This window comes from Haladaptatus marinus (assembly GCF_051194195.1).
Window position 1 is genome coordinate 653,994 of the sequence record NZ_JBLZNK010000003.1, and the last position, 20,502, is coordinate 674,495.

The following is a 20,502-nucleotide window of genomic DNA, read 5'->3' on the forward strand; positions in this document are numbered from 1 at the left end:
AACGAAAGAGACCGCGTTAAATCGCCATTATTACTGGGAAGATGACCGAGATGGTATTTAGCTATTTTGTCGGTTTTTGTATTATTGCAGCATGACCTATCATCTCCGCCCTCGTCCGTTGGGTCATGAACGTCCAATTCGAGGACGAAACGTTCGACTATCAGACCCTTCGAGCGATGAGCTATACTACCTACGGCGGGGCCGAACCGGGCGAATGTCTCGCCACGGTCGAAAACATCGGAGAGGGGGATTTCGAGGCGTGGTTTACCGAGTGGCGACGAACCGCCGACCGGGTCGCCGAAACGGCCCGGGACGCACTCGACGGGGGCCACCGCGAAACCGCGCGAGGGGCGTTTTTCCGGGCACACAACTACTATCGAACCGCGGAGTTCTTTCTCGATGCGGACGACCCGCGGCGACTCCCGACTTACGAACGGAGCATGGAAACGTTCAGAAACGCGCTCGAATTGCTCGATTTCTCCGTCCAACAGGTCGAAATTCCGTACGAGAACACTACCCTTCCGGGCTACCGATTCGTTCCCGAATCGAGCGACGAAAACCCCGTTCCGACCGTCGTCTGTCTCGGCGGGTTCGACTCGATTGCGGAGGAACTCTACTTCCTCTGTGGCGTCCCGGCGGCGCTCGAACGCGGCTACTCCTGCCTCATCTTTGATGGTCCGGGACAGGGTGCCCCGCTCCGAATCGACAGGCTTCGGGCACGACCCGATTGGGAAGCGGTCGTCGGTCCCGTCCTCGATTATCTCGAAGGGGAGGACGAGGTGGACGAGAATCGAATCGCATTGCTCGGTGCGAGCATGGGTGGGTACTACGCACCCCGTGCCGCGGCGTTCGACGACAGGGTGGCCGCCTGTATCTCATTCGACCACTGTTTCGACCTCTGGTCTGCGTCGGCACACGGACAGGAGCGAGTCGCCGAACTCATCGAGTACGCCCCTGGCGTGCTCGTAAACGCACTCGCTTCCCTCGGCGCACGATTCGACACGGGCGCACACTGGCAGTTGGAAAACTCCAGCTGGGTGTTCGGCACCGATGCGGCGATCCTCCGTCGGACGCTCCGAGATTACTCGCTCCGTGACGTTGCAGACCGAATAACCTGCCCAACGCTGGCGCTCGCGGGCGAGGACGACCATCTGATTCCACTGCCGCTCGTCTACGAGTTCGTGGACGCCGTTAGCGGGCCGACGACGCTTCGCGTGTTCGATGCAGAGGAGGGCGCAGGTGAACACTGCCAACTCGGCAACCTGTCGCTGGCCCATGGGGAAATCTACGATTGGTTGGACGACAGCCTCTAATCGCGCTATCGAAACGCTCTTTTCAGTAGTTGAATAACTTCGCGCTCCCGTTCGAATATGACCACGATGAACCGAATCATGGTGCTTGGCTCGCCGGGGGCAGGAAAATCCACGTTCGCCAAGCGATTGGGCGAGACGCTCGACAGGCCCGTCACGCATCTCGACGCCCGGTTCTGGGAGCCGGTATGGGAAAAACCGAACAGCGATGACTGGGAGGAAACGCATCGAAATCTCATCGAACAGCCGAAATGGATTCTCGATGGCAACTATGGAAGTACCATCGACCCACGGCTCGACGCCGCTGACACCGTTCTTTTGCTTTCAGTATCGAGATACGTCTGTCTCTACCGAGTCATCAAACGATGGCTTCTGAACTACGGCGGAACCCGCCCCGACATAGCCGAGGGCTGTGAGGAAAAAATCGACTTCGAGTTTCTCCGATACGTCTGGAACTTTCCGAACGACAAGATTCCGGCGATGGAGCGAAAGTTCGAACGGCTCGACGAGGGAACAACCGTGATTCGACTCCGGTCGAACGCGGAGCGAGATGCCTTTCTCAACCGACTCGGGGAGAAATAACGCCGGAATCGCGGGGTCAGACGACTCGGTTGACCATCCCCTCGCGGTTCCCCTCCGCAAGTGCCTCGTAGTTGGCCACGATAATGTCGCGCCAACGCGTCGGTTTGTGCGGCGTCGAACCGGCCATATGCGGCGTGAGAACCGCGTTTGAGAGGTTCCACAGCGGCGAGTCGGACGGAAGCGGCTCGGTCGAAAACACGTCGAGTCCGGCACCTCGAATGAGCCGATACTGGTGCGCGCGTATCAGGGCGTCTTCGTCCACTACATCGCCTCGGGCAATGTTGACGAGCACTGCATCGCTCGGCATGAGGTGGAACTCCTCTGCTCCGAGAAGGCCGCGCGTTTCGTCCGTCAGCGGACAGGCGAGAACGACGTAGTCCGACTGCCGAAGCACTTTATGGTAGTCGTCGGCAGGGTTCAACTTCGAGAAAGTTGAACCACCGTCAACAGTTATCAACCAGCCTTCTGTGTTGTACGTATGGTGTCACCGAAATACGAAACCCGAGGGACGTTCACCGTCGCCGGTCTCAAATATCGTGGGGGGAACGAGAACGACGAGGTTTCACAGTTGTGGGATTCGTACGGGGAGCGAATGGACGAAATCCACGCTCTCGCCATCACGGATGAGGCGTTCGGGGTGTGCTACGAGCACGACCACGACAACGGGACATTCAGCTATATCGCTGGCGTGGCAGTCGGGTCGGACAGGGAGATACCGGCGGAGATGGACACCGTGTCGGTTCCCGAGCAAACGTACGCCGTCTTCACGGCGACCCTCGACTCCCTCGGGGAGACGATAGATACAATCTACGACCAGTGGTTCCCGGCATCGGAGTACCGCCGTGCTGACGGGCCGGAGTTCGAGCGATACGGACGGGAGTTCGACTCGGACTCGCCGGATTCCGAATTCGAGTATTTCGTTCCGGTCGCGTCCGGGACGTAACTCCGCCTCAGTTAAACGCCTCGACTTCGTTCGTCAAATCCCGCGGTTCATCGACGGGCCCGTTCACGAATAGACCGTGACCGATGATGACACTCGCGACGATGCCAGCCGCGATAATTGCCACTGGAAGCGAAATCCGGGTCAGAACCCCGACACCAGCACCGAGGCTCATACTCGCGGCGATGCCGAACAAAACGAGGTCGTAGTACTGCCACGTGTATGCCATACAATCCTGTTGTTTCTCCAGCCACGAATAGCTAGGGGCGGACTGTAGCTAGTCGAAGAGGGAATTCACACTCGAACTCGACCGGCGAACCGATTCGTAGAAGGCGCGTTATGGCGGCGCTATTCAGACGAGAGACAGTCGCTGTGGAACCGGTGCGAAAAAATGGAACGGTCGCGATTTATTCTTGCGTGTCGTTGCTGGGTTCGCTAAACACGTTGTCATTTTTGAACGGGTTGTGCCTCTCGGGGTGTTCGATGTGGCGACACTGGACGGCGCCGAATCCGAGCGACCACTTGACCCTGTCCGACTGAATCTCGTTGCCGACGTGCTTTGGAATCCACCAGCAGAAGCCGTAGAAGTAGGTGTGGGAATTCTTGAAGCATTTGCCCTTCTCTCTCGGTCGGCCGTCAAGGAGATGGCCGTGGTGGAGTTTCCGTTTGCAGAGGTCTTTGAGCGTGGTAACGAAGACGGGGGAACAGGAACAACCTCTCATCGACTCCATATCCCGGTCACCCGGGAATTCGGCCTGCATCTCGTTCTGGAATTTCGTCTGCTCGGACGCCAGCGCGTCGGTGTCGCTGATGTACGGGTACCTAAGGAGAGCTACGTGGATGTTCTCGGCGAGTTCGCCATAATCGTCGTCGTCAACGTCGGTTTCAGGGTTCTCTCGGCCGTTTTCGTCTTCCCAGAGTTTACAGCCCGCCCACACGTACGTGGGGTTGTCGAAGACGTGGAGGCTGATGAGTTCACAGCCCCAGTCGCCCGGCTTGGCGTCCCCGATCTGGAAGATGGGGCCGGGGTTGTTCGTAAGCCGACTCTCGCTCCCGTTCCAGCCTCGTTTTTTGCCCTGGTAATATCGCTGTCACCGGTCGACTTTTAGGTCGAGTTTCCCGGCAGTAACCGTGTTATTGCGGCTGATTTCTTTGTCGTTCAGCCACGCCATCGTGCCCGCGCCGCCGAAGGCAGCGCCCGCGCCGATTCCGCCAAGTCCGAGGAGTGCTTTGCGCCGTGTCAGGTTTGGTTTCTTGTCTGACATGATTGGTACGTAATCCTCGGCCATGACGACTTCGTCCCGAAGCCCGCATCGGTCGAGGACAACAGACCATCATTCCACGATATGGGCCGTATATATACACTCGAAGATGGTTCCATAGAAAACGTATGAGGGAACCATAGATACAGTATAGTGGATTTCTATCGAACCGAGACTAATTATCCATGAGAACAGATGGAATACGACACCGTCCAAGTGCCATTTGGAGGGTTCCAATCGGTTGCGGAGTCGAGTCTCGGTGCAACAGACAACTGTTGTGGGGTGGCAGAAGACTGTTCTGAGACGAAAGGAAATCATCCCGCATTACCAGAAACCGGATTAGAGAGCACATAGCTAACCCCCTGTCCATCCACCATCTGTGAGCGCACCATGGGTGGAAATTGCCAATCATGTTGGAACAGTCGGGTCGGACAATGAACGCGACCGCCGTTCAACGGTCTCAATCGTCGTCATTGGAAGATGTCAGCTCGGAGGGTCTCACGCAGGACATTGCGTTCCGAATGCTGAGCTGCCAACGTCGGCGATACGTCATGCACTATCTCCTCCAACGGGAGGCATCCGCCTCCCTGCACGAATTATCGAAACAACTCGCAGCGTGGGAGAACGACATTTCGGTCGAGGAGGTCACGTACAAGCAACGATTGCGCGTTTACACGGCGATGCGACAGTCACATTTGCCGAAGATGGACGACAATGGCGTCGTCGAGTTCGATGCCAACGCAGGCACGGTGTCTCTCACTGAGGACGCAACGAAACTAGAGGTGTATCTCGACATCGTTCCGCACGACGGAATTCCGTGGAGTAGCTTCTATCTCGGGCTTGGAGCGTTGTCTGCCGGTCTCATAGCGGTTGCCTGGCTCGGGCTGTTTCCGTTTACCCTCCTTCCGGACATCGCGTGGGGAATCGTCGTCACGTCGTTGTTCGTGACATCTGCAGTCGTTCACAAACGCCACGATACGCAACACCATCTCGGTCAGGAGGGAAAGCCGCCCGTATGAGTCCTCTATCCGATCCGGGATTGCGGCGTGTTCTCCACGTCGGTGGATTAGCAATCATCGCCGCTGGAGTCCTGTTGATGGCTATCGTCATGTTCCCGCAAGTCATCGGCGCAGACCAAAGCTACGTGGTGGTGTCCGGCAGTATGAGTCCCTCCATGCACGCGGGCGATGTCGTCGTGGTTCGTGCCACCCCGGCGGCGTCCATCGAAGCTGGAGATGTCATCACGTTCGAATACGAGGGGGAGGCGACCGCGATGACTCACCGCGTCGTTGAGGTGGTTCAGCGCGATGGTCAAGTACACTTTCAAACGAAGGGTGACGCCAGCGAGGAAGTAGATTCGCGGCTGGTTCCAGCCAGCAACGTCACCGGGACGGTGTGGTTCCACATTCCGTATCTCGGACATCTCCTACACCTTGCACAGTCGAAACTCGGCATTCTCGCGCTCATCCTAGTTCCGGCGGTGCTCCTCGTTGCCACGGAATTGTATTCGCTGGCAAACGCAGTGAATAGCAACGATGGGAGTTCGGCCAATACGGAGAGAGAAGAGCGCGAACCGGAACCCACGGAGGGATCACAATGAATACGGCAAGAACGAAACTCGTCGTCCTCGCGCTAGTAGTACTGCTCGCGTTCGGAGCCCCCACGGTCGATCGATCGTTGGGCGTGCTTTCGGACAGCGAGACATTCGACTCGGCTGAAATCGTCGGGGGAACGGAAACGGGGACCAGCGACGCAGGTGTCCAGCCGACGGACAGTGTGAACGAAACGACGACGAAGGGAACGTCGCCGGAAAAGACGACCACGACGAACGAAACGGCCGCCAACGGAAATACGACGAGCGAGAGAGGGACTGCCGAAAGGACGACGGAAGCGACGACTCGAACGACGGGAAAAACGACCGCAACTGGTTCGGAATCCGGATAACGGACGGTACACTTCGTCAGTCGATTTTACCCGTGCCCTCGATGCTGATGGCCGGACACGGACGTATCTTCGGTTAGATGCGGGTATTTCACCCGTCTCGTCCGCTCCGGACATCGGTTGCAATCACCGTCCGACGAGTGGGAACAGTTCTCGGAGCCCCTCGATTTCGTAGGTTGGGTCGACCGAGAGCTCGTACTCCGTGCGGTGTGGTCGGCGGATGAACACCGAGTCGAGGCCGGCGTTGTGAGCCGCGAGTACGTCGCTTTCGCTGTCGCCGACGAAGAGGGCGGATTCTGCGCCGAGGTCGCCCAGGGCTTGCTCTAAGAAATACGGCTCGGGCTTTTTCCGGTGGAAGGCGTCGAGCGTCGGTGGCCTCCCGTAGTAGGTCTCGAAATGGCCACCGAGGTCAAAATGGTCGAGCATGAACTCGATGGTCGCGTGCTGATTGGAGCTGACGATTCCCAACGGCCGGTCGAACGACTCCAGCGCGTCCATGTCATCGTAGGTCGTGGTTCGACCAGCCCGGAGTTCGCGCAGTTGGGCTTCGGAGGCGGCGGTGTCACGAGCCTTCCAGAACTCGGCTCGGTCGAAACCGTAAGCGTCGCACACTCGCGCTAGGTCGTCCGGTGTCACACTGCGTGCGACGGCATCGAGATGCTCGTCCGCAGGCTTCGTGTCGAACTCGTCGAATACGGACAGTGCGGCCTCTCGAAGAATGGTTCCATTCGATGGTTTCACCAGCACGCCGTCGTTGTCGAACAACACCGCATCGTAGCTCATTTGCCGAAAACTGTTCGTCCGAACGGAGTATGCCTTTTGTTTCCGATGGCCGGACACATTCGCGTGTCAGGCTCGAACACCTATCGATGGATTCAAACGCTGACTTCACCGACAAGCAGGTCGGAAAACGCGTCGTCGCGGCCAACGGAATCGAAGTCGGGGTCGTCAAAACGGTACGGAACGGAACGCGATACGTCGAAGTCGGTTCCGACGTGAGGGGGGAAACGACCATCGAACTCGGATGGGATGGAACTGTCCACCACTCGGTTCACGAACTAAAGCGGCAGTTCATCGCCGACATCACCGACGACACGATTCGACTTTCCGTCTGAGTATCCGCCGGAACGTACGGCAGACGGTTATAAACCGACGAACGGCAGTCAATCGGTTGGTCGTCACCGTCTTCCTGCCACATTTTCGAAAGTGTCGAAAAGGGTTCCGGTGCGGTTCGTCTAGTTTATTCGACCGATACGATGTTCCACTCGTCGTCGGTCACGCGCTGTTCTGCTAGCGTTTCGCCGTCACCGAGCAGCCGGAACGAAAATCCGTCCTCGTTCCGTTCGGTTTGGAGTCTTGTCGTGGTCACGTCCGCGGTGACTTCGGCACGCCGTTCGTCCGGAATCCAATCGTCACGTACCGCAGTTAGTCCGTAATCCGTGTACGCGAGCCTGGTTGACTCCTCGATAGTGCCATCACTTCTGACTTCGGCGACGACTTCATCGGTTGACTGATTCTCTCGAACGACGAGCGTGTACGTCGTGAGCGACATACGAATCCGTTCACTCTACGCACCCATTCACGGCGGGGTTGCAAACGCAGGTCGTTTTTATTCGACCCGTTCCAGCACGATTCCGTCCTCGAACCGCCGCGTTTGCCCGCTTTCTCGGCGCGGAGTCGTTCCAGTTCGTCGGGCGAGACATCCGCACGGTCGGCCAGCGTGTAGACGATTTCGAGCACGTCGGCCAGCTCTTTGGGGTCACCGGATTCGTGGAATTCGGCGACTTCTTCGTCCAGTTTCTCGGCCAGTCGGCGGTCGTACTCTGTGCTGCTTGCGACGTGAATCGTCGGCTGTTCGCCGTTCTCTTCGATGATGGTCGGTATTCGGTCACGGACGAGTTTGTCGTACTGAGTCACGTGACAAAATCCGGCCATGAGTCGAAAAGGGATGTCGCTATCGACGTGGTTCGAACGCGTAGACACAGCCTCGTCACTGCCGGTGTAGACGTGTTCGTTGTCCGCCGCCGGACGCGTTCGGACGGCGTTCCTCGTCTCGAACTGCTGGCGTTTTTCTCCGTGTGTCGAATCGAGCAGGTAGACTCGGCCGTCGCTCGCGCCAACGTAGACACGCCCGACGACGGCGGTCGGTTGCGTGAGACGACTTTCGGTGTCCGCGGTGAACGTGTCCGGTTGGAACAGCCACTCCATCGTTCCGTCCCACGGCGATAGTTTCCGGAGTCGCTGCCCGCGCGTTTCGGGATGGCCGTACCGAGTGTCACAGACGGCGTAGAGCGACGCGTTCGTCACGGTGAGACTGACGACAGCTTCGTCGCTGCGGGTTCGAGTTCGCCAAAGGACGCTTCCGTCCATCCCGAGGGCGTGAAGGTTGTATCCTGCGAAGGCTGACACGGTGCCGCTGCCGACGTAGAGTCGGCCGGTTTCGAACGCGAGTGATTCGGGGTCGCATCCGGGGTCGAACGACCATTCGAGATGGCCGGACTCGCCGTCGAGTGCCCACACTCGATCGTCGCCAGCGACGTATGCGTGCAGTTCGCTGGCCACGACTGACGAACACCTCGGGCCGTGGAACTGCCAGCGTTGGTCGCCGGATTCGGCATCGAGTGCGACCATTCCCGTCTCGGTGCCAACGAAAACCGTTTCATCGACGACAGTCGGACTCGTGGTCGCGGAACCATCGAGGGAGCAGGTCCACCGTTCCTAGCCCGTTTCCGGGGTCAGCGCGAACACCCGGTCACTACTCACGGCGTAGAGTGCGTCTTCCAGGACGAGGTCGTTCGTAACACTTCCGTTCGAATCGTACCGCCAGCGCGGTTGTCCGTCTTCGAGCGCGACGATCCGTCCATCCGCGTTTGCGGCGTACACCATGCTGTCGGTTCCGATCGTCACTGCGGTGCTAACCGGACTGCCGGTGTCGAAACGCCGATTCGGCGTGGAAGGCGTCGATGGAGGGAGGGAAACGAACTCGGAAGCACCGGCAACGCCGAGGCGTCCTTCGAGGAGTACCTCGGCTACTTCGGCAACGCCTATCGCTACGGTTTCATCGTGGAAATCGAAGACCCGACCGGTGCCGACATGACACCATTCAAACATTACTCGATGGGGCGATTCTCCCACGAAAACGCCGTCTTCATGCCCGACCGAAAGCCGGTCTATATGAGCAACGACGGCACCGGTACCGTCTTTTTCAAATTCGTTGCCGACCGCGCAGGTGACCTGTCCGTCGGAACGCTCTACGCCGCGAAACCAAGCAGGACAGCGGGAACGACCCGAAGGCCGTCGATTTCGACATCGAATGGATAGAGATCGCCAGCGCGAGCGACGACGAAGTCGAATCGTGGATTGCCGAATACGACGGCCAAGATCCCGACGACGACCCAACGTACATCACCGACGAGGACGTGCAGCTGTGGGCGGCCGAAAAGGCAGATGACGACCGCGTTGCCTTCCTCGAATCGCGGAAAGCCGCCGCCGCAGTCGGCGCGACGAACGAGTTCCGGAAGATGGAGGGAGTCAACATCCCGCCGAACGCCACGCTCGGCGATTACATGTACATGGCGATGTCCGAAACCAACGAGACGATGGGAATGGACACGGGAGCGGACGGCGAAAACGAAATCCGACTGAAAGGCAACGACTACGGCGCGGTTTATCGGATGCAACTCGAACCGGGATACGAGGTGTCCCGAATGGAACCCGTCCTCACCGGTGGCCCAGACGCCAACATCTGTGGTGGCTGTCCATATGACGCCGCACCGAACTCCAGAAGTACGGTGTGTAAAAGCTGTGCACACAACCCGAAGGAGGACGAAGACGGCAACTCGGGTGCCGGAATGTCCGCCCTGAAAAACAGTGGCTCGATGGACCTCGAAAGCACCATTGCCGACCCCGATAATCTCGTCGTCATGCCGGACGGTCGCGTCGTCGACGGCGAGGATTCCGGCCTTCACGAAAACAACATGCTGTGGGTTTATGACCCCGGCGAGGACTGAGTAACGCCATCCGTTTCACACTCCGATAGCGGTTCCACTCCGTCGAAACGTTCGGATCGTCCCACTCGAAGCCATACTCTACTTCGAAGGTCGCGAGTCTGTCACGGAGTGTTTCCGTTCGATTTCCGTCAGCGATTCGAGAGCCGACCCGATGGGCTCGACGCTAGCCGTCACTTTCGTTGTGTTTCGTACATCTCGTCGCCGGTAGCGTCGTTCGCTCGCTCACCGCGTCGATTCGTTCCTCGACATTCGCTGTCGCAGTTTTCGTCCCCTTGGCGAGCGAGAGGACGCCGGTTTCGGTGCCACACAGTTTGCCCTTGAGTTCCGATTCGCCCATGCCGAAGGTATAAATGACTTGATTTGTTCCATAAACGGTGGTACGGTGGGAAGGGAGATAACTCGGCTACCTACAATAAACTATATTCCGAGAGACAAAGTCTGTTAATCTGGACTTAGAAGCCCTCTCCGAGGCAAAATTCAAAATGTAGAATCAACTGTGTAATTAATAATTAATAAACTAACCATGGCGAACAATTTTTAGGGTGATGTGTGTATCCATGTATCATGGCATCAGATTTCGGAGCACTGTCGCTGTTACCACCGCTGTTGGCTATCGTACTGGCTGTCGTCACACGGAGAGCGATGTTGTCGCTGTTCATCGGCGTCTGGGTTGGTGGCATCATCTACTCCAAAAGTCTCGGCGTCGCACAGATGTTCGACTGGATTATCAATTCCATCGGGGCGAGCACGTTCAACGCGAAAATCCTCGTGTTTACCCTGCTGTTAGGGGCCGGTATCGCGCTTATTTGGCGGTTAGGTGGTGCGTTCGCGATTACGCGCTTTGCCACCCGTAGAATCGATTCACACCGGAGAGCAGGAATTACGACATGGTTGCTCGGTCTCCTTTGGAACTTCGACGATTACGCCAACAACGCCATCGTCGGCAGTTCGATGAAGGACATCGCCGACGAGATGCGAATGTCCCGCGAGAAACTGGCGTACATCCTCGATTCGACCGCCGCGCCGATGGCGACCATCGGGCTGTCCAGTTGGGTCGCGTTCGAAATCGGCCTCATCAGGAACCAGTACAAGGAACTCGGCATCCAAGGGGAAACTCCTACTGCGGCCACGACGTTCCTGCAGAGTATCCCGTTCAATATGTACTCGATACTCGCGTTGGCGATGGTCGGTATCATCGTCGTCACACAGCGGGATTTCGGCGAAATGCTCGACGCCGAAAACCGCGCACAGCGCACCGGGAACGTCATCCGTGAGGAAGCAAATCCTCTCCAGAGTATCAAGGAAGATTTGGGAGAGCCCGTACTGGACAACGCACCCCTTCGGATGTTCGTCCTGCCCGTGTTCGTGCTCGTCGTCACCGTTATCGCCGGCGCGGCGATAACCGGGTATGCCCCGAATCGAAATCTCGTGCAGATGTTCGAGAACACGGATATCGCGGGTGCACTCGTGTGGGGTTCGTTCGGCATGGTTGCGACATCCATCGTGTTGTCGCAGGTTCACAGTGCGATGAGTCTCGATGAAACGATGGACACGGTTCTCGATGGATTCGCAACGATGCTTCCGGCGGTCAGTATCCTCGTGCTAGCGTGGTCGATCGGTTCCGTTGCCAGCGCGCTCGGCACCGGCCAATTCGTCACGGGACTCGCCAAGGGAGTCGTCTCACCGGTACAGCTCCCCGCCATCATCTTCATCACCTCGGCGTTCATTTCCCTCGCCATCGGTACGTCGTGGGGAACGATGTCGATTATGACGCCAATCGTGATACCGCTGGCATGGAACATCGGTGGCAATTCGCCATCGTTCATCGCCGTCGCCGTCGGTGCGATGTTCAGCGGTGCCATCTTCGGCGACAACTGTTCGCCCATTTCCGACACCACCATCCTCGCATCGACGTTCGCGGGATCTGACCACATCGACCACGTCCGCACGCAGATGTACTACGCAGGAACCGTCCTCATCGCGACGGCGGTTATCTACTTGCTGTACGGTATGACGGGCCTCAGCCCGCTCGTGCTCCTGCCAATCGGTATCGTGGTGTTGTTCGGCCTGGTCTATGCGTTCTCGGAGGTAGACGCAAAACGCAAGAACATCTCCGCGAAGCCGGGGTCGAAGCAACATTCGAAACCCAACGTGAGCAGCGACGACTAAGTAGCATCGAGGGAGGGGGTACCTGTTTTCTCACCATCCAAAGCGGAACATTACTCCGCAGTCCGATCCGACAACGTCTCCGATAGCTGTTTGCTTACGCCGGAGAGGTACGCCGTTCCCCAGATGGCGACGATGAGCGCTCCCATCGTGTTATAGAAGAGATCGAACACCGTGTCGCCTAGACCGTACTGCGTGAGGATTTTCCCGATAGAGAGCAGGCGTCCGATTTCTGCCGTGAGGAACTCGATGAGCTCCCAGACGACGCCGAACGCCATAACGAACAGGAGCAGGTAGACGAACATGAACCGTGGCGTGAGGTTTAATCCGTCAGTGTACTCATCGATTGCTCGCGCCGTGGCGTAGGCAGTCGCGGCAACGAGCGATGACGACAGGGCGTGAGTCATGTGATCCCACCACCACACCGATTTGTACGCGCTCAGGTCGATGATTCCCGGAATCTGAAGCGTGCCGAACGCATGGAGGAACATCGCCGTCGTAATCCACAGGACGAGCCCGACATCCATCGTGATGCCGTAATCGCGTTTGAGCAGTGCAGGCAACTGCGTGACCACGAGGCCAACGAACGCGTTGACGATGATGCCGGTGTTCCCCTCCCAGAGTCCGGCGACGAGAATACCGACGAGTCCGGCCTGCATCACGCGGACGAGTTGGGCCTGTCGCTTCTTCGAAAGATGGAGTTTCTCGCGTATTTTCATGCAAACTCCACCTCCTCCGCAAAGCGAGCATCAGCCCGTTCACGTCGCCGGAAGTACCAACGGAAAATTCCGCCAGCGACGAGTCCAGCCGCGGTTGCGGCGATAAAGACGGACATCAACTGATTGTTCGTCTGCACGAACGGCGTCCCCCACATATCGTGTGCAAAACCGGCACCGACCGCCCAGAACCCTGCGACAGCCATCGTCGTGATGACGGCGAAAAACACCGCAAATCCCGGCGTCATTCGAACGGCGGTCAGTAAATGGAGGTCTACGACGAGGAGCAGTGCTAACGTAGCGATAGAGAATGCGGAGACGAACTCCGTGGCAAAATCCGGACGGAAAACGCTGACCGCCAGCGGAAGTGCGGCGACCAATAGGAACGGAAACGGAAGCATCTCACGCCACGACTTGCTGGCAATCATCGGTGCAATTCCGACTGCGACGACCGTGATTGCGAATCCCGCTACGACCAACTGGTCGAACAAGATGCTCGTCGTGGCGAACGAAACGACGATGCCCAGTAGCAACCACGACAGTGCGGCGTTCATCCCCGTATCCCGAACGAACCAATCCTCTAATTGTGTCATCTGTGTCCCCCAAACGAGGATATCGGCTTCGCTCCCGTTATCCCCGCGCGAATGGACGACGTATGTACGCATAAAAACATGTTCACTCCGTCAGTCAGGAAGTCGGGCTGTAGTATTCGAGGCGGCGATGAAACATACGGTGTCGAGTCCACGGTTCGGACCGCTCAGGGGAGGGAATTCAATGACAACCCATTTGCGTCGATAACCCCAATCCGGTGCAATGACATCGCCCGAAAACGGCGACGGGGAGCGTTTGAGAGACGGTGGCGAGCGTTCGGGGAGCGATGGGAAACGTCCGGGGAGCGACGGGGAGCACCAACTGCAAGAGAAGTTCGAGACGGCGGAGCGAGCGCTCGCGTTCTACGAAAACAGCATGCATGACCACGTCAACGAGACGATGCGCGAATTCATCGACAACCGCATCATGTTCTTCCTTTCGACCGCGGACGAAACCGGCGAGACGGACTGTTCGCCGCGAATCGGTCCGGAGGGATTCGTCCACGTGTTGGACGAAAATCGACTCACGTACCCCGAATTTCGCGGCAACGGCGTCCACGCTTCTCTGGGCAATATCGAGGAAAACCCTCATGCGACGATGCTCTTTATCGACTGGTGGGATACCACGGTCGGCCTGCACGTCAACGGCCGTGCGACGCTCCACGACGAGGTAGCCGAAATCGAGAATTCGCCTGAAACTGACCGGCTGAAGGGATGGGTCGTCCTCGAAGTCGAGGAGGCGTATATCCACTGTGCGAAACACATTCCACAACTCAGCATCGAGGAGTTCGACCCGCCGTGGGGTACCGACGACCCGGAAGCGAAGCAGACCGGATTCTTCGAGTGAGCGCTCGGAGGAGTTTCAGAAATCGATTCACTCGGCCGACCGTTCCCTGCCCATTCGGCATCGACCGGCCGATGTCGTGGATATCGTCGTTCTGCGACTCTCACCAAAAACAGTCTCGATTCGTCAAAAACATCGGTTTTTCACAACAACGACACCGATTTCCGCTCTACAGATGAGCAAGGCGAGTGCCTTGAGGGTTGACCTCGAGGCAGTTCACCCAAGCGTCACGTCGAGGTAGAGCATCACGACGACACCAACCATCATCCCGAGAGTGGCGGCACGTTCGTTGCCACGAGCATGCGTCTCGGGGACGATTTCGTCGCTGATGACGAACAGCATGCCGCCCGCCGCGAACCCCATCGCGTACGGAAGTATCGGCATGGCGACCTGTACCGCGAGCGCGCCGAAAACGGCGAGTGGAATCTCGACCAGACCGGCCCGGATTCCCGCGACGGAGGCATAAAAGAGCGAACCAAGTCCGGCGTTTCGCGCGGCGACGGCGACGGCCAACCCCTCGGGAATGTTCTGGATACCGATTGCCAGTGTCAGCGCGAGCGCGTCTCCGAGATTACCGCCACCGAATCCGACGCCGACGGCGAGCCCTTCGGGCATGTTGTGGAGCGTGATGGCGACGATGAACAATAGAACGGAGGCGGTTCGCGGGTCGCTGGTGCCGTTTTCCCTGACATCTCCCGTGATGACGACGTGGACGTGCGGAACCCACTGGTCGGCTTGGTCTAAGACGAGCACGCCGAGGGCGAATCCGACGACCACGGGAACGACGCCACCGACTTCGATACCGGGGAGGATGAGACTGGTGAAACTCGCCGAGAGCATGACACCTGCGGCGAACCCCAGTGCCGAATCCAGCGACCGTTCCGAGGGGTCTTGCCAGACGAGGACGAGCAGTGCTCCGAGCGTGTTCAGAACTGCGATGATGATGCCGCCAGCGAGGCCCCACAATACGCGGTTGTGTCCGACCAACTCGACAAAAAGGTCTTCCAACATAGCGCTCGATTCGTCCTGCCAGACGAATCGGAACGATAAAAATCCGCGGTCGAGTGGGCAGGAGATTGAAATTCATCGAGGTTGACTGGTGTGTATGGGGGTTTGTGACATCTGCGAAAGTCGGAAGTCGAAAGGTACCAAGTTGGTCGGTCGAACCGGGGAGCTGTGGGTGTGTCGAGGCTGTATGATGCGGGCCGTAACCGGAAAAAAGGAGGAACTGTCGTTCATGAACTGGTAAGCCGAGTTTTATGTCGCTCGTCGTCGTGGTGAAACGCGATGACGAGCACACGGGCACGCAGGGAGTTCAAAGGGTCGCCGGACACGGACGAACTGTCGCGTTTGCGGTACGCGAAGAACGACGCGGATTTCGAGAGCGATGGCACGCGATGTGCGGGATGGCTGTACACACCGGAGGGCGTCAAGAAACCACCGGTCATCGTGATGGCACCCGGATTTGCTGCCGAGCGGACGTTCGGTCTGCCAACGATTGCAAAGCGATTCGTCGCCCGGGGATTTGCGGTTTTTCTGTTCGATTATCGAAACTTCGGAGACAGTGACGGCGAACCGCGAAACCTCGTGAACCCAGCCCGGCACGTTGCCGACTGGAGATCTGCCATCGACCACGTCCGAGGACTCGACGCGATCGACCGGCGGAAAATCGCGCTGTGGGGAACGTCGTACAGCGGTGGCCACGTCATCGAGGCAGCGGCGGGCGACCACCGGATTACCGCCGTCGTCGCGCAAGCCCCCTTCGTGGATGGACGGTCAATCCTTCGCTCGGCCGGTCTCAAGAAGACGGTGAAAGGGACGATTTCGGGACTGCGTGACCTCGTTCGGAAGTACACCTTTCGGAGTCCGTACACCCTCCCGGTCGTTGGCGATCCGGACGAGTTCGCCGTGCTGAACGCGCCGGGAGCGAAACGGGGCTTCATGAAAATCGTCCCCGACCCGCCGGTATGGGAAAACGAGGTTCCGGCGCGTGCATTCCTCGACATTCCACGCTATCGACCGATTTCGGTCGTCGAGGACGTTCCCTGTCCGATGCTTTTCGTCGCGGGTCGGGACGATGAAATCGTCTCTGCTTCGTCGGTCAAGGAGGCTGCTGAAACGGCCGACGCGACGTACGTCGAACTCCCGATTGGGCATTTCGATGTGTACGATTCTGCCCTCAAATCGGTGTTATCTCACGAGATGGCGTTCCTCGACCAATATTTATAGAATTGAAAGATTTGATGAATTTGTGTTAATGTACGAAGTGTATTTATACACCTCTAGTTTTTATTATGACTAATAGCGATGATTCAAGCGTCAGACGAATGGGAGCAGAGGAATGAACCGGACGGACAGTTAGATCTTCTGTCGCTTGACGATATTTTCGAGGTACTTACCTCGCCACAACGACGAGCAGCGCTATACTTTATGTGCCAACAACCAGCACGGATGGATATAGCGGAGTTGAGTGAGCGTGTGGCGACGGCGGAAATCAGCAACGGACGGGGTGATTGTCCGGAACAAATCACCATGATGTTGCACCACGTGCATTTGACAAAGATCGAACAGTTCTCCGTCGTGAACTACGACCGAGATGCAAAAACCGTTGAGCTAAATCCATTGCCGCGGCAGTTTCGACGGCTTCTCAAGTTCACGGCAGAAGACGAAGTCGAAGCGTGTACAGTCGTGGTCTAACCCAGCATCCGACCGAGCAACCACGCACTTGCGATGAGTACCGTCCCGCTGACGAACAACAGATAGTTCGCTCGCGGGTCGCTCGATGGAGTGATAGCGAGCGTGTAGTGCCTCCCGGAAACGGGCCAAAACGGACGAATCCCCATTGGCGTCACCACATCTGCGAGGAGATGGGAGACGATAGCGAGCGTTCCGACAAACAGTCCGAATCCAGCAAACCACATCCCGTTCGAGATGCCACTCACGATTCCGGCAAGGATACCTGCCACAACGCCCGTGAGCAGGCCGACCAGCAGTGCGAACGCGAGGGAATGTGTCGGCCCGCGATGGTTGAGACGGGTCGTCTTCGAATCGAGATCCGGGAGCATCGCCAGTGCGAGGAGTATACCGACACCGAGAAGCGCACGGTTTACCATCCCAATCGCGACGAGGATACCGCCAATGGGTGCATAAAGCGCGAGTGCAACGCCGTAATGACCCGGTCGGTACATACAGTTGCCACGGGTCGAACGGGGTTAATCTCGACGGAAATCGGTTTTACACACCCCCTCGTTTGAACCCGCATGGACGGATTGACGACGGTCGTCACGGGCGGCACACGAGGAATCGGTCGGCAGGTAGCACGTGCGTTCGCCGAGAAAGGCGCGAACGTCGCCCTCTGCGGGCGTGACACGGACGCAGTGGATGCGACCGTTGCCGATATCGAAGATGCGGGCGGAAACGTGGTCGGACTCCGGACCGACGTGCGCGACGAGTTCGACGTGGAGCGGCTGGTGGAAACCGCGGCCCGATTCGGCAATGATGGTATCGACGTGGTCGTGGCAAACGCCGGAATTTACCATGGAACACCCGGTGAAACGCCACTAACGGAAGAGGCCTACGCCGCCTTCGACGACACCGTTCGAACCAACTGTCGCGGGGTGTTTTCGACGATACGAGAGTCGCTTCCTCACCTCACCGATACCGCCAGAATCGTCGTCCCGACCGGCGGAATCGGACACAAGACGATGGACGGATACGGATCGTACGCCGTGTCGAAAGCCGGTGCAGAGGCGCTGGTACGTGGCTTCTCGGCTGAAATCGACCAGCCGGTCATCGGACTCGACCCCGGCGTGGTCGCCACGGAGATGATGGGCGAGGACGGCCGAGACCCCGAAGCAGTCGCCGAACTGTTCGTCTGGGCAGTAACCGAGGCAGAAGACGTGAACGGAGAAATCGTGGGACTGAAACAGTGGCGACAGGTTACGAGATAAGTTTCAAATAATCTATCATTTTTGCGATCAGTAAACTCGCACAGAGCCGAAACGTTAAGTCAGCAGTGTGAGAAATGGGGTTACCTGATGGTGAGTGACGATGTGGGGCAGACGCACATGCCAGAACTGCCGGAGTCGGTAACCCGGTGGCTGGATGAAACGGCCGACGAGTTAGGTCTCTCGCGCCAGCAACTGCTCTCGGAACTGCTCACCGCCCATCGCACAATCGACGAGGATGGCGCCGTAGAGGGCGAAATCGATGTACTGCGCGACGAGTTCATGTCGAAACTGACCGACGTGCGAGAGCGCGTCGTGCAGGTCAAGCGCGAGACGGACGGGAAAGCGGCCGTCAACCACGACCATCCCGAGCTGCGGGCGCAGTTGGACGAGATGCAGCAGGCAACCGACGCACTCGATGCGCTCAGCGAACGGGTGGCGGCAAACCACGAGCACATGGACGGCGGGTTCGAAAACTACGAATCAGTGCTCGATTACCTCACCGAGACCACCGACGAACTCGAAGCCCGACTCGACGTACTCGCCCGTGCGCTTGTCTCCGTCCGCGACCAAACGCGCACACTTGCCACACGGAATGCGACGCGGGCCGCCACTGCCAAACTCGCCCGGACTACCAACCAACACGGAATCAAGAGCGAAAAGTGCGGTGACTGCGAGACGAGCGTTACCATTTCGCTTCTGACCGAACCGTCGTGTCCGCACTGTACTGCGACGTTCGAGGATATCGAACCAAAACAGGGCTTTTTCGGGTCGAACTGGCTTGTCGTCGGTCGTCCACCCGCACTGGAATGTGACACGCTCGACCCCGACCTTGATGACTTACTGGATGAGGTGGCCGAGGAATGACCGACGGTTGGGACGGGGAAAATACTGACGAGCGAGACGAACCACTCGCAGATCTCGCGGCGGAAGTGGAATCACGTCGAACCCACGAGCCAACCGCCAACCGCAGGGAGTTTGAGGATGCCTTCACCGAAGTCACCGTGGAAGACGTGGACGTGGACGACCTGTGGGCCGATTTAGAAGCCGAAGACAGCGGCGACCTCGTCGTCTCCGCACCGCGCGAAGAGAGCGAAAACGACCGGGACGTTCGCATGATTCCGAAAACCACCTGTCACGGCTGTCCGCAGTTTGCCGAACCGCCGACCGTTCGCTGCACGCACGAGGGAACGGACATTCTCGCGATGGTAGATACCGAACAGTTCCGCGTGGCCGACTGTCCGATGGTCGTGGACGAAGATACCCCGCTTAACGAATGAGTGGGTTCACCGAAACGGCCCTGTCGCTCATCCAGCAGTATGGCTTTCTCGCCGTCTTCGTGTTCGCGTTTCTGGAATCGTCGATGCTATTTCCCTTTCTCCCGAGCGAACTTGTCGTTCCGGCGGCAGCGGGACTGTTGGTTCGCGACCCCGTCTCGTTCGCCCTGTTCGTTCTCACGATGACGGTCGGAACCACCCTCGGCAGCCTGTTCCCGTACTTCGTCGGCCACGAGGGTCACGAGGCACTCGACCGTTATGGGCGCTACCTCCGGGTTTCGGCGGACGAGACCGACCGCGCGAGTCGCTGGTTTCGAAGATGGGGCGAACATTCCGTGCTCTGGGGCCGTTTCCTGCCCGTGCTTCGTTCGGTCATCTCGATTCCTGCGGGGTTCGCCGAGATGGGATTTCGGAAGTTCGTCGCCTACACGACCGTCGGGGCGCTCCTGTTCAACGTCTCGGTGACGGGATTGGTGTATTTCGGCTGGGACGACTTGCCCCATCTGCTTTCGGTTCTCCCGTAGTACGTGGCGTTTTTGCGTCTCCACACGCTACCCGAAGGTATGCAATTCTGCGACGACTGCGGTTCCATGATGAAATCCATGGGGTCGAAGATGGTCTGTACGAACGACGACTGTCAGGCGACGACGGCGAAGGACGAAGAGCGCGCAAAGGAGTTCGTCTCCACCGAGGAACAGGGCGATTCCGAAATCATCGAAACCGAAGAGGGAGCGGACTTCGAGGGGAAACCGACCGCCACGGACATCACCTGCGACAAATGCGGCCACGGCGAAGCCTGGTACACCATCAAACAGACCGCCTCCGCCGACGAACCGCCGACGCGCTTTTTCAAATGCAAGGAGTGTGGCTACCGCTGGCGGGAGTACAACTGAGCTTCGCAGTTTTTGACTCCAGAC

The 20,502-nt window shown here is 58.3% G+C and carries 30 protein-coding genes and 1 pseudogene; 19 read left to right on the plus strand and 12 right to left on the minus strand.

Annotated features, from left to right (window positions below):
* The first annotated feature begins 125 nt into the window (after positions 1-125).
* Both ACN2TU_RS09275 and ACN2TU_RS09280 read left to right on the plus strand, forming a co-directional pair.
* Positions 126-1,313 carry an alpha/beta hydrolase family protein gene (locus ACN2TU_RS09275; protein ID WP_435154850.1) on the plus strand — a complete coding sequence of 396 codons (1,188 nt, stop codon included), beginning with the start codon at positions 126-128 and terminating at the stop codon, positions 1,311-1,313.
* 66 nt (positions 1,314-1,379) lie between these two features.
* Positions 1,380-1,892, plus strand: a complete 513-nt coding sequence (locus tag ACN2TU_RS09280) for a P-loop NTPase family protein (protein ID WP_435154852.1) — start codon at positions 1,380-1,382, stop codon at positions 1,890-1,892.
* 16 nt (positions 1,893-1,908) lie between these two features.
* On the opposite strand, the gene ACN2TU_RS09285 is transcribed toward ACN2TU_RS09280, so the two are convergent.
* Positions 1,909-2,313 (minus strand): NAD(P)-dependent oxidoreductase, encoded by a 405-nt coding sequence (locus tag ACN2TU_RS09285; RefSeq protein ID WP_435154854.1) that lies wholly within the window; start codon positions 2,311-2,313, stop codon positions 1,909-1,911.
* 57 nt (positions 2,314-2,370) lie between these two features.
* Here ACN2TU_RS09285 and ACN2TU_RS09290 point away from each other — a divergent pair, with 57 nt between their 5' ends.
* Positions 2,371-2,835, plus strand: coding sequence for a GyrI-like domain-containing protein (locus ACN2TU_RS09290; protein ID WP_435154856.1), 465 nt, complete (start codon positions 2,371-2,373; stop codon positions 2,833-2,835).
* A 7-nt stretch (positions 2,836-2,842) separates the two neighbouring features.
* On the opposite strand, the gene ACN2TU_RS09295 is transcribed toward ACN2TU_RS09290, so the two are convergent.
* Positions 2,843-3,061, minus strand: a complete 219-nt coding sequence (locus ACN2TU_RS09295; protein WP_435154858.1) for a DUF8015 family protein — start codon at positions 3,059-3,061, stop codon at positions 2,843-2,845.
* A gap of 256 nt (positions 3,062-3,317) precedes the next feature.
* Between ACN2TU_RS09295 and ACN2TU_RS09300 the strand changes: the two genes are divergently transcribed.
* Positions 3,318-3,941 carry a hypothetical protein gene (locus ACN2TU_RS09300; RefSeq protein ID WP_435154860.1) on the plus strand — a complete coding sequence of 208 codons (624 nt, stop codon included), beginning with the start codon at positions 3,318-3,320 and terminating at the stop codon, positions 3,939-3,941.
* Here ACN2TU_RS09300 and ACN2TU_RS09305 read toward each other — a convergent pair.
* Positions 3,924-4,097, minus strand: coding sequence for a SipW-dependent-type signal peptide-containing protein (locus ACN2TU_RS09305; RefSeq protein WP_435154862.1), 174 nt, complete (start codon positions 4,095-4,097; stop codon positions 3,924-3,926). The genes ACN2TU_RS09300 and ACN2TU_RS09305 overlap by 18 nt on opposite strands.
* A 407-nt stretch (positions 4,098-4,504) precedes the next feature.
* Here ACN2TU_RS09305 and ACN2TU_RS09310 point away from each other — a divergent pair, with 407 nt between their 5' ends.
* Genes ACN2TU_RS09310 through ACN2TU_RS09320 form a run of 3 tightly spaced genes read left to right on the plus strand, consistent with a single transcriptional unit; the run spans position 4,505 to position 6,038 of the window.
* Positions 4,505-5,113 carry a DUF7344 domain-containing protein gene (locus ACN2TU_RS09310; protein WP_435154864.1) on the plus strand — a complete coding sequence of 203 codons (609 nt, stop codon included), beginning with the start codon at positions 4,505-4,507 and terminating at the stop codon, positions 5,111-5,113.
* Entirely contained in the window at positions 5,110-5,694 is a 585-nt protein-coding gene (locus ACN2TU_RS09315; protein WP_435154866.1) for a signal peptidase I, read from the plus strand. The genes ACN2TU_RS09310 and ACN2TU_RS09315 overlap by 4 nt, the downstream gene beginning before the upstream one ends.
* Positions 5,691-6,038 carry a hypothetical protein gene (locus ACN2TU_RS09320; RefSeq protein ID WP_435154868.1) on the plus strand — a complete coding sequence of 116 codons (348 nt, stop codon included), beginning with the start codon at positions 5,691-5,693 and terminating at the stop codon, positions 6,036-6,038. The genes ACN2TU_RS09315 and ACN2TU_RS09320 overlap by 4 nt, the downstream gene beginning before the upstream one ends.
* 123 nt (positions 6,039-6,161) lie before the next feature.
* Here the strand turns inward: ACN2TU_RS09320 and ACN2TU_RS09325 are convergent, their stop codons facing one another.
* The gene (locus ACN2TU_RS09325) at positions 6,162-6,818 is read right to left on the minus strand and encodes an HAD family hydrolase (protein WP_435154870.1); all 657 of its coding nucleotides are present in this window, start codon (positions 6,816-6,818) and stop codon (positions 6,162-6,164) included.
* An 86-nt stretch (positions 6,819-6,904) separates the two neighbouring features.
* On the opposite strand from ACN2TU_RS09325, the gene ACN2TU_RS09330 reads away from it, so the two are divergent.
* Positions 6,905-7,150, plus strand: a complete 246-nt coding sequence (locus ACN2TU_RS09330) for a hypothetical protein (RefSeq protein ID WP_435154872.1) — start codon at positions 6,905-6,907, stop codon at positions 7,148-7,150.
* Between the two features lie 125 nt (positions 7,151-7,275).
* Here the strand turns inward: ACN2TU_RS09330 and ACN2TU_RS09335 are convergent, their stop codons facing one another.
* The 3 genes and pseudogenes from ACN2TU_RS09335 to ACN2TU_RS09345 all read right to left on the minus strand — a co-directional run.
* Positions 7,276-7,404 (minus strand): hypothetical protein, encoded by a 129-nt coding sequence (locus tag ACN2TU_RS09335; RefSeq protein ID WP_435154874.1) that lies wholly within the window; start codon positions 7,402-7,404, stop codon positions 7,276-7,278.
* A gap of 56 nt (positions 7,405-7,460) precedes the next feature.
* A complete protein-coding gene (locus ACN2TU_RS09340) occupies positions 7,461-8,405 on the minus strand; it encodes an outer membrane protein assembly factor BamB family protein (protein WP_435156161.1) in 945 nt (314 codons plus the stop codon).
* An 87-nt stretch (positions 8,406-8,492) separates the two neighbouring features.
* Positions 8,493-8,738: pseudogene (locus ACN2TU_RS09345) on the minus strand (outer membrane protein assembly factor BamB family protein); the annotation flags it as partial.
* Here ACN2TU_RS09345 and ACN2TU_RS09350 point away from each other — a divergent pair.
* Complete coding sequence (locus ACN2TU_RS09350; RefSeq protein WP_472850201.1) at positions 8,619-9,356, plus strand: alkaline phosphatase PhoX; 738 nt, start codon at positions 8,619-8,621, stop codon at positions 9,354-9,356. The pseudogene ACN2TU_RS09345 and the gene ACN2TU_RS09350 sit on opposite strands and share 120 nt — an antisense overlap.
* A gap of 98 nt (positions 9,357-9,454) precedes the next feature.
* The gene (locus ACN2TU_RS09355; RefSeq protein ID WP_435154876.1) at positions 9,455-10,045 is read left to right on the plus strand and encodes a PhoX family protein; all 591 of its coding nucleotides are present in this window, start codon (positions 9,455-9,457) and stop codon (positions 10,043-10,045) included.
* A gap of 163 nt (positions 10,046-10,208) precedes the next feature.
* On the opposite strand, the gene ACN2TU_RS09360 is transcribed toward ACN2TU_RS09355, so the two are convergent.
* The gene (locus tag ACN2TU_RS09360) at positions 10,209-10,382 is read right to left on the minus strand and encodes a hypothetical protein (RefSeq protein WP_435154878.1); all 174 of its coding nucleotides are present in this window, start codon (positions 10,380-10,382) and stop codon (positions 10,209-10,211) included.
* 227 nt (positions 10,383-10,609) lie between these two features.
* Between ACN2TU_RS09360 and ACN2TU_RS09365 the strand changes: the two genes are divergently transcribed.
* Positions 10,610-12,214 (plus strand): Na+/H+ antiporter NhaC family protein, encoded by a 1,605-nt coding sequence (locus ACN2TU_RS09365; RefSeq protein ID WP_435154880.1) that lies wholly within the window; start codon positions 10,610-10,612, stop codon positions 12,212-12,214.
* A gap of 50 nt (positions 12,215-12,264) precedes the next feature.
* On the opposite strand, the gene ACN2TU_RS09370 is transcribed toward ACN2TU_RS09365, so the two are convergent.
* On the minus strand, positions 12,265-12,930 hold the full coding sequence (locus ACN2TU_RS09370; RefSeq protein ID WP_435154882.1) for a DUF2238 domain-containing protein: 666 nt from the start codon (positions 12,928-12,930) through the stop codon (positions 12,265-12,267).
* The gene (locus tag ACN2TU_RS09375) at positions 12,927-13,592 is read right to left on the minus strand and encodes a hypothetical protein (RefSeq protein ID WP_435154884.1); all 666 of its coding nucleotides are present in this window, start codon (positions 13,590-13,592) and stop codon (positions 12,927-12,929) included. The genes ACN2TU_RS09370 and ACN2TU_RS09375 overlap by 4 nt, the downstream gene beginning before the upstream one ends.
* A 148-nt stretch (positions 13,593-13,740) precedes the next feature.
* On the opposite strand from ACN2TU_RS09375, the gene ACN2TU_RS09380 reads away from it, so the two are divergent.
* Positions 13,741-14,364: a pyridoxamine 5'-phosphate oxidase family protein gene (locus tag ACN2TU_RS09380; protein ID WP_435154886.1), complete on the plus strand. Its 624-nt coding sequence runs from the start codon at positions 13,741-13,743 to the stop codon at positions 14,362-14,364.
* Between the two features lie 213 nt (positions 14,365-14,577).
* Here ACN2TU_RS09380 and ACN2TU_RS09385 read toward each other — a convergent pair whose 3' ends face one another.
* Positions 14,578-15,372, minus strand: coding sequence for a ZIP family metal transporter (locus ACN2TU_RS09385; protein ID WP_435154888.1), 795 nt, complete (start codon positions 15,370-15,372; stop codon positions 14,578-14,580).
* 276 nt (positions 15,373-15,648) lie between these two features.
* On the opposite strand from ACN2TU_RS09385, the gene ACN2TU_RS09390 reads away from it, so the two are divergent.
* Together ACN2TU_RS09390 and ACN2TU_RS09395 are read left to right on the plus strand one after the other, a co-directional pair.
* Positions 15,649-16,590: an alpha/beta hydrolase gene (locus tag ACN2TU_RS09390; protein ID WP_435154890.1), complete on the plus strand. Its 942-nt coding sequence runs from the start codon at positions 15,649-15,651 to the stop codon at positions 16,588-16,590.
* A 78-nt stretch (positions 16,591-16,668) separates the two neighbouring features.
* On the plus strand, positions 16,669-17,058 hold the full coding sequence (locus ACN2TU_RS09395) for a DUF7344 domain-containing protein (RefSeq protein WP_435154892.1): 390 nt from the start codon (positions 16,669-16,671) through the stop codon (positions 17,056-17,058).
* Here ACN2TU_RS09395 and ACN2TU_RS09400 read toward each other — a convergent pair.
* Positions 17,055-17,549: a metal-dependent hydrolase gene (locus ACN2TU_RS09400; protein ID WP_435154894.1), complete on the minus strand. Its 495-nt coding sequence runs from the start codon at positions 17,547-17,549 to the stop codon at positions 17,055-17,057. The genes ACN2TU_RS09395 and ACN2TU_RS09400 overlap by 4 nt on opposite strands.
* A gap of 72 nt (positions 17,550-17,621) precedes the next feature.
* On the opposite strand from ACN2TU_RS09400, the gene ACN2TU_RS09405 reads away from it, so the two are divergent.
* The 5 genes from ACN2TU_RS09405 (at position 17,622) to ACN2TU_RS09425 (ending at position 20,478) form a co-directional block, all read left to right on the plus strand.
* The gene (locus ACN2TU_RS09405) at positions 17,622-18,311 is read left to right on the plus strand and encodes an SDR family NAD(P)-dependent oxidoreductase (protein ID WP_435154896.1); all 690 of its coding nucleotides are present in this window, start codon (positions 17,622-17,624) and stop codon (positions 18,309-18,311) included.
* Positions 18,312-18,398: 87 nt separating this feature from the next.
* Positions 18,399-19,175: a hypothetical protein gene (locus ACN2TU_RS09410; RefSeq protein WP_435154898.1), complete on the plus strand. Its 777-nt coding sequence runs from the start codon at positions 18,399-18,401 to the stop codon at positions 19,173-19,175.
* The gene (locus tag ACN2TU_RS09415) at positions 19,172-19,588 is read left to right on the plus strand and encodes a DUF8135 domain-containing protein (protein WP_435154900.1); all 417 of its coding nucleotides are present in this window, start codon (positions 19,172-19,174) and stop codon (positions 19,586-19,588) included. The genes ACN2TU_RS09410 and ACN2TU_RS09415 overlap by 4 nt, the downstream gene beginning before the upstream one ends.
* Positions 19,585-20,109 carry a DedA family protein gene (locus tag ACN2TU_RS09420; RefSeq protein ID WP_435154901.1) on the plus strand — a complete coding sequence of 175 codons (525 nt, stop codon included), beginning with the start codon at positions 19,585-19,587 and terminating at the stop codon, positions 20,107-20,109. The genes ACN2TU_RS09415 and ACN2TU_RS09420 overlap by 4 nt, the downstream gene beginning before the upstream one ends.
* A gap of 39 nt (positions 20,110-20,148) precedes the next feature.
* Positions 20,149-20,478, plus strand: a complete 330-nt coding sequence (locus tag ACN2TU_RS09425; protein WP_435154902.1) for a transcription factor S — start codon at positions 20,149-20,151, stop codon at positions 20,476-20,478.
* Positions 20,479-20,502: the final 24 nt, after the last annotated feature.

Excerpts from the sequence above, each read along its gene's own strand:
- ACN2TU_RS09385 (WP_435154888.1), bottom strand. The coding sequence starts at position 15,372 with ATGTTGGAAGACCTTTTTGTCGAGTTGGTCGGACACAACCGCGTATTG.
- ACN2TU_RS09295 (WP_435154858.1), bottom strand. The coding sequence starts at position 3,061 with ATGGCATACACGTGGCAGTACTACGACCTCGTTTTGTTCGGCATCGCC.
- ACN2TU_RS09275 (WP_435154850.1), top strand. The coding sequence starts at position 126 with ATGAACGTCCAATTCGAGGACGAAACGTTCGACTATCAGACCCTTCGA.
- ACN2TU_RS09290 (WP_435154856.1), top strand. The coding sequence starts at position 2,371 with ATGGTGTCACCGAAATACGAAACCCGAGGGACGTTCACCGTCGCCGGT.
- ACN2TU_RS09325 (WP_435154870.1), bottom strand. The coding sequence starts at position 6,818 with ATGAGCTACGATGCGGTGTTGTTCGACAACGACGGCGTGCTGGTGAAA.
- ACN2TU_RS09425 (WP_435154902.1), top strand. The coding sequence starts at position 20,149 with ATGCAATTCTGCGACGACTGCGGTTCCATGATGAAATCCATGGGGTCG.
- ACN2TU_RS09410 (WP_435154898.1), top strand. The coding sequence starts at position 18,399 with ATGGTGAGTGACGATGTGGGGCAGACGCACATGCCAGAACTGCCGGAG.
- ACN2TU_RS09405 (WP_435154896.1), top strand. The coding sequence starts at position 17,622 with ATGGACGGATTGACGACGGTCGTCACGGGCGGCACACGAGGAATCGGT.
- ACN2TU_RS09400 (WP_435154894.1), bottom strand. The coding sequence starts at position 17,549 with ATGTACCGACCGGGTCATTACGGCGTTGCACTCGCGCTTTATGCACCC.
- ACN2TU_RS09310 (WP_435154864.1), top strand. The coding sequence starts at position 4,505 with ATGTTGGAACAGTCGGGTCGGACAATGAACGCGACCGCCGTTCAACGG.
- ACN2TU_RS09380 (WP_435154886.1), top strand. The coding sequence starts at position 13,741 with ATGACATCGCCCGAAAACGGCGACGGGGAGCGTTTGAGAGACGGTGGC.
- ACN2TU_RS09340 (WP_435156161.1), bottom strand. The coding sequence starts at position 8,405 with ATGGACGGAAGCGTCCTTTGGCGAACTCGAACCCGCAGCGACGAAGCT.
- ACN2TU_RS09320 (WP_435154868.1), top strand. The coding sequence starts at position 5,691 with ATGAATACGGCAAGAACGAAACTCGTCGTCCTCGCGCTAGTAGTACTG.
- ACN2TU_RS09420 (WP_435154901.1), top strand. The coding sequence starts at position 19,585 with ATGAGTGGGTTCACCGAAACGGCCCTGTCGCTCATCCAGCAGTATGGC.
- ACN2TU_RS09315 (WP_435154866.1), top strand. The coding sequence starts at position 5,110 with ATGAGTCCTCTATCCGATCCGGGATTGCGGCGTGTTCTCCACGTCGGT.
- ACN2TU_RS09375 (WP_435154884.1), bottom strand. The coding sequence starts at position 13,592 with ATGCGTACATACGTCGTCCATTCGCGCGGGGATAACGGGAGCGAAGCC.
- ACN2TU_RS09280 (WP_435154852.1), top strand. The coding sequence starts at position 1,380 with ATGAACCGAATCATGGTGCTTGGCTCGCCGGGGGCAGGAAAATCCACG.
- ACN2TU_RS09370 (WP_435154882.1), bottom strand. The coding sequence starts at position 12,930 with ATGAAAATACGCGAGAAACTCCATCTTTCGAAGAAGCGACAGGCCCAA.
- ACN2TU_RS09395 (WP_435154892.1), top strand. The coding sequence starts at position 16,669 with ATGATTCAAGCGTCAGACGAATGGGAGCAGAGGAATGAACCGGACGGA.
- ACN2TU_RS09365 (WP_435154880.1), top strand. The coding sequence starts at position 10,610 with ATGGCATCAGATTTCGGAGCACTGTCGCTGTTACCACCGCTGTTGGCT.
- ACN2TU_RS09330 (WP_435154872.1), top strand. The coding sequence starts at position 6,905 with ATGGATTCAAACGCTGACTTCACCGACAAGCAGGTCGGAAAACGCGTC.
- ACN2TU_RS09360 (WP_435154878.1), bottom strand. The coding sequence starts at position 10,382 with ATGGGCGAATCGGAACTCAAGGGCAAACTGTGTGGCACCGAAACCGGC.
- ACN2TU_RS09415 (WP_435154900.1), top strand. The coding sequence starts at position 19,172 with ATGACCGACGGTTGGGACGGGGAAAATACTGACGAGCGAGACGAACCA.
- ACN2TU_RS09390 (WP_435154890.1), top strand. The coding sequence starts at position 15,649 with ATGACGAGCACACGGGCACGCAGGGAGTTCAAAGGGTCGCCGGACACG.
- ACN2TU_RS09305 (WP_435154862.1), bottom strand. The coding sequence starts at position 4,097 with ATGTCAGACAAGAAACCAAACCTGACACGGCGCAAAGCACTCCTCGGA.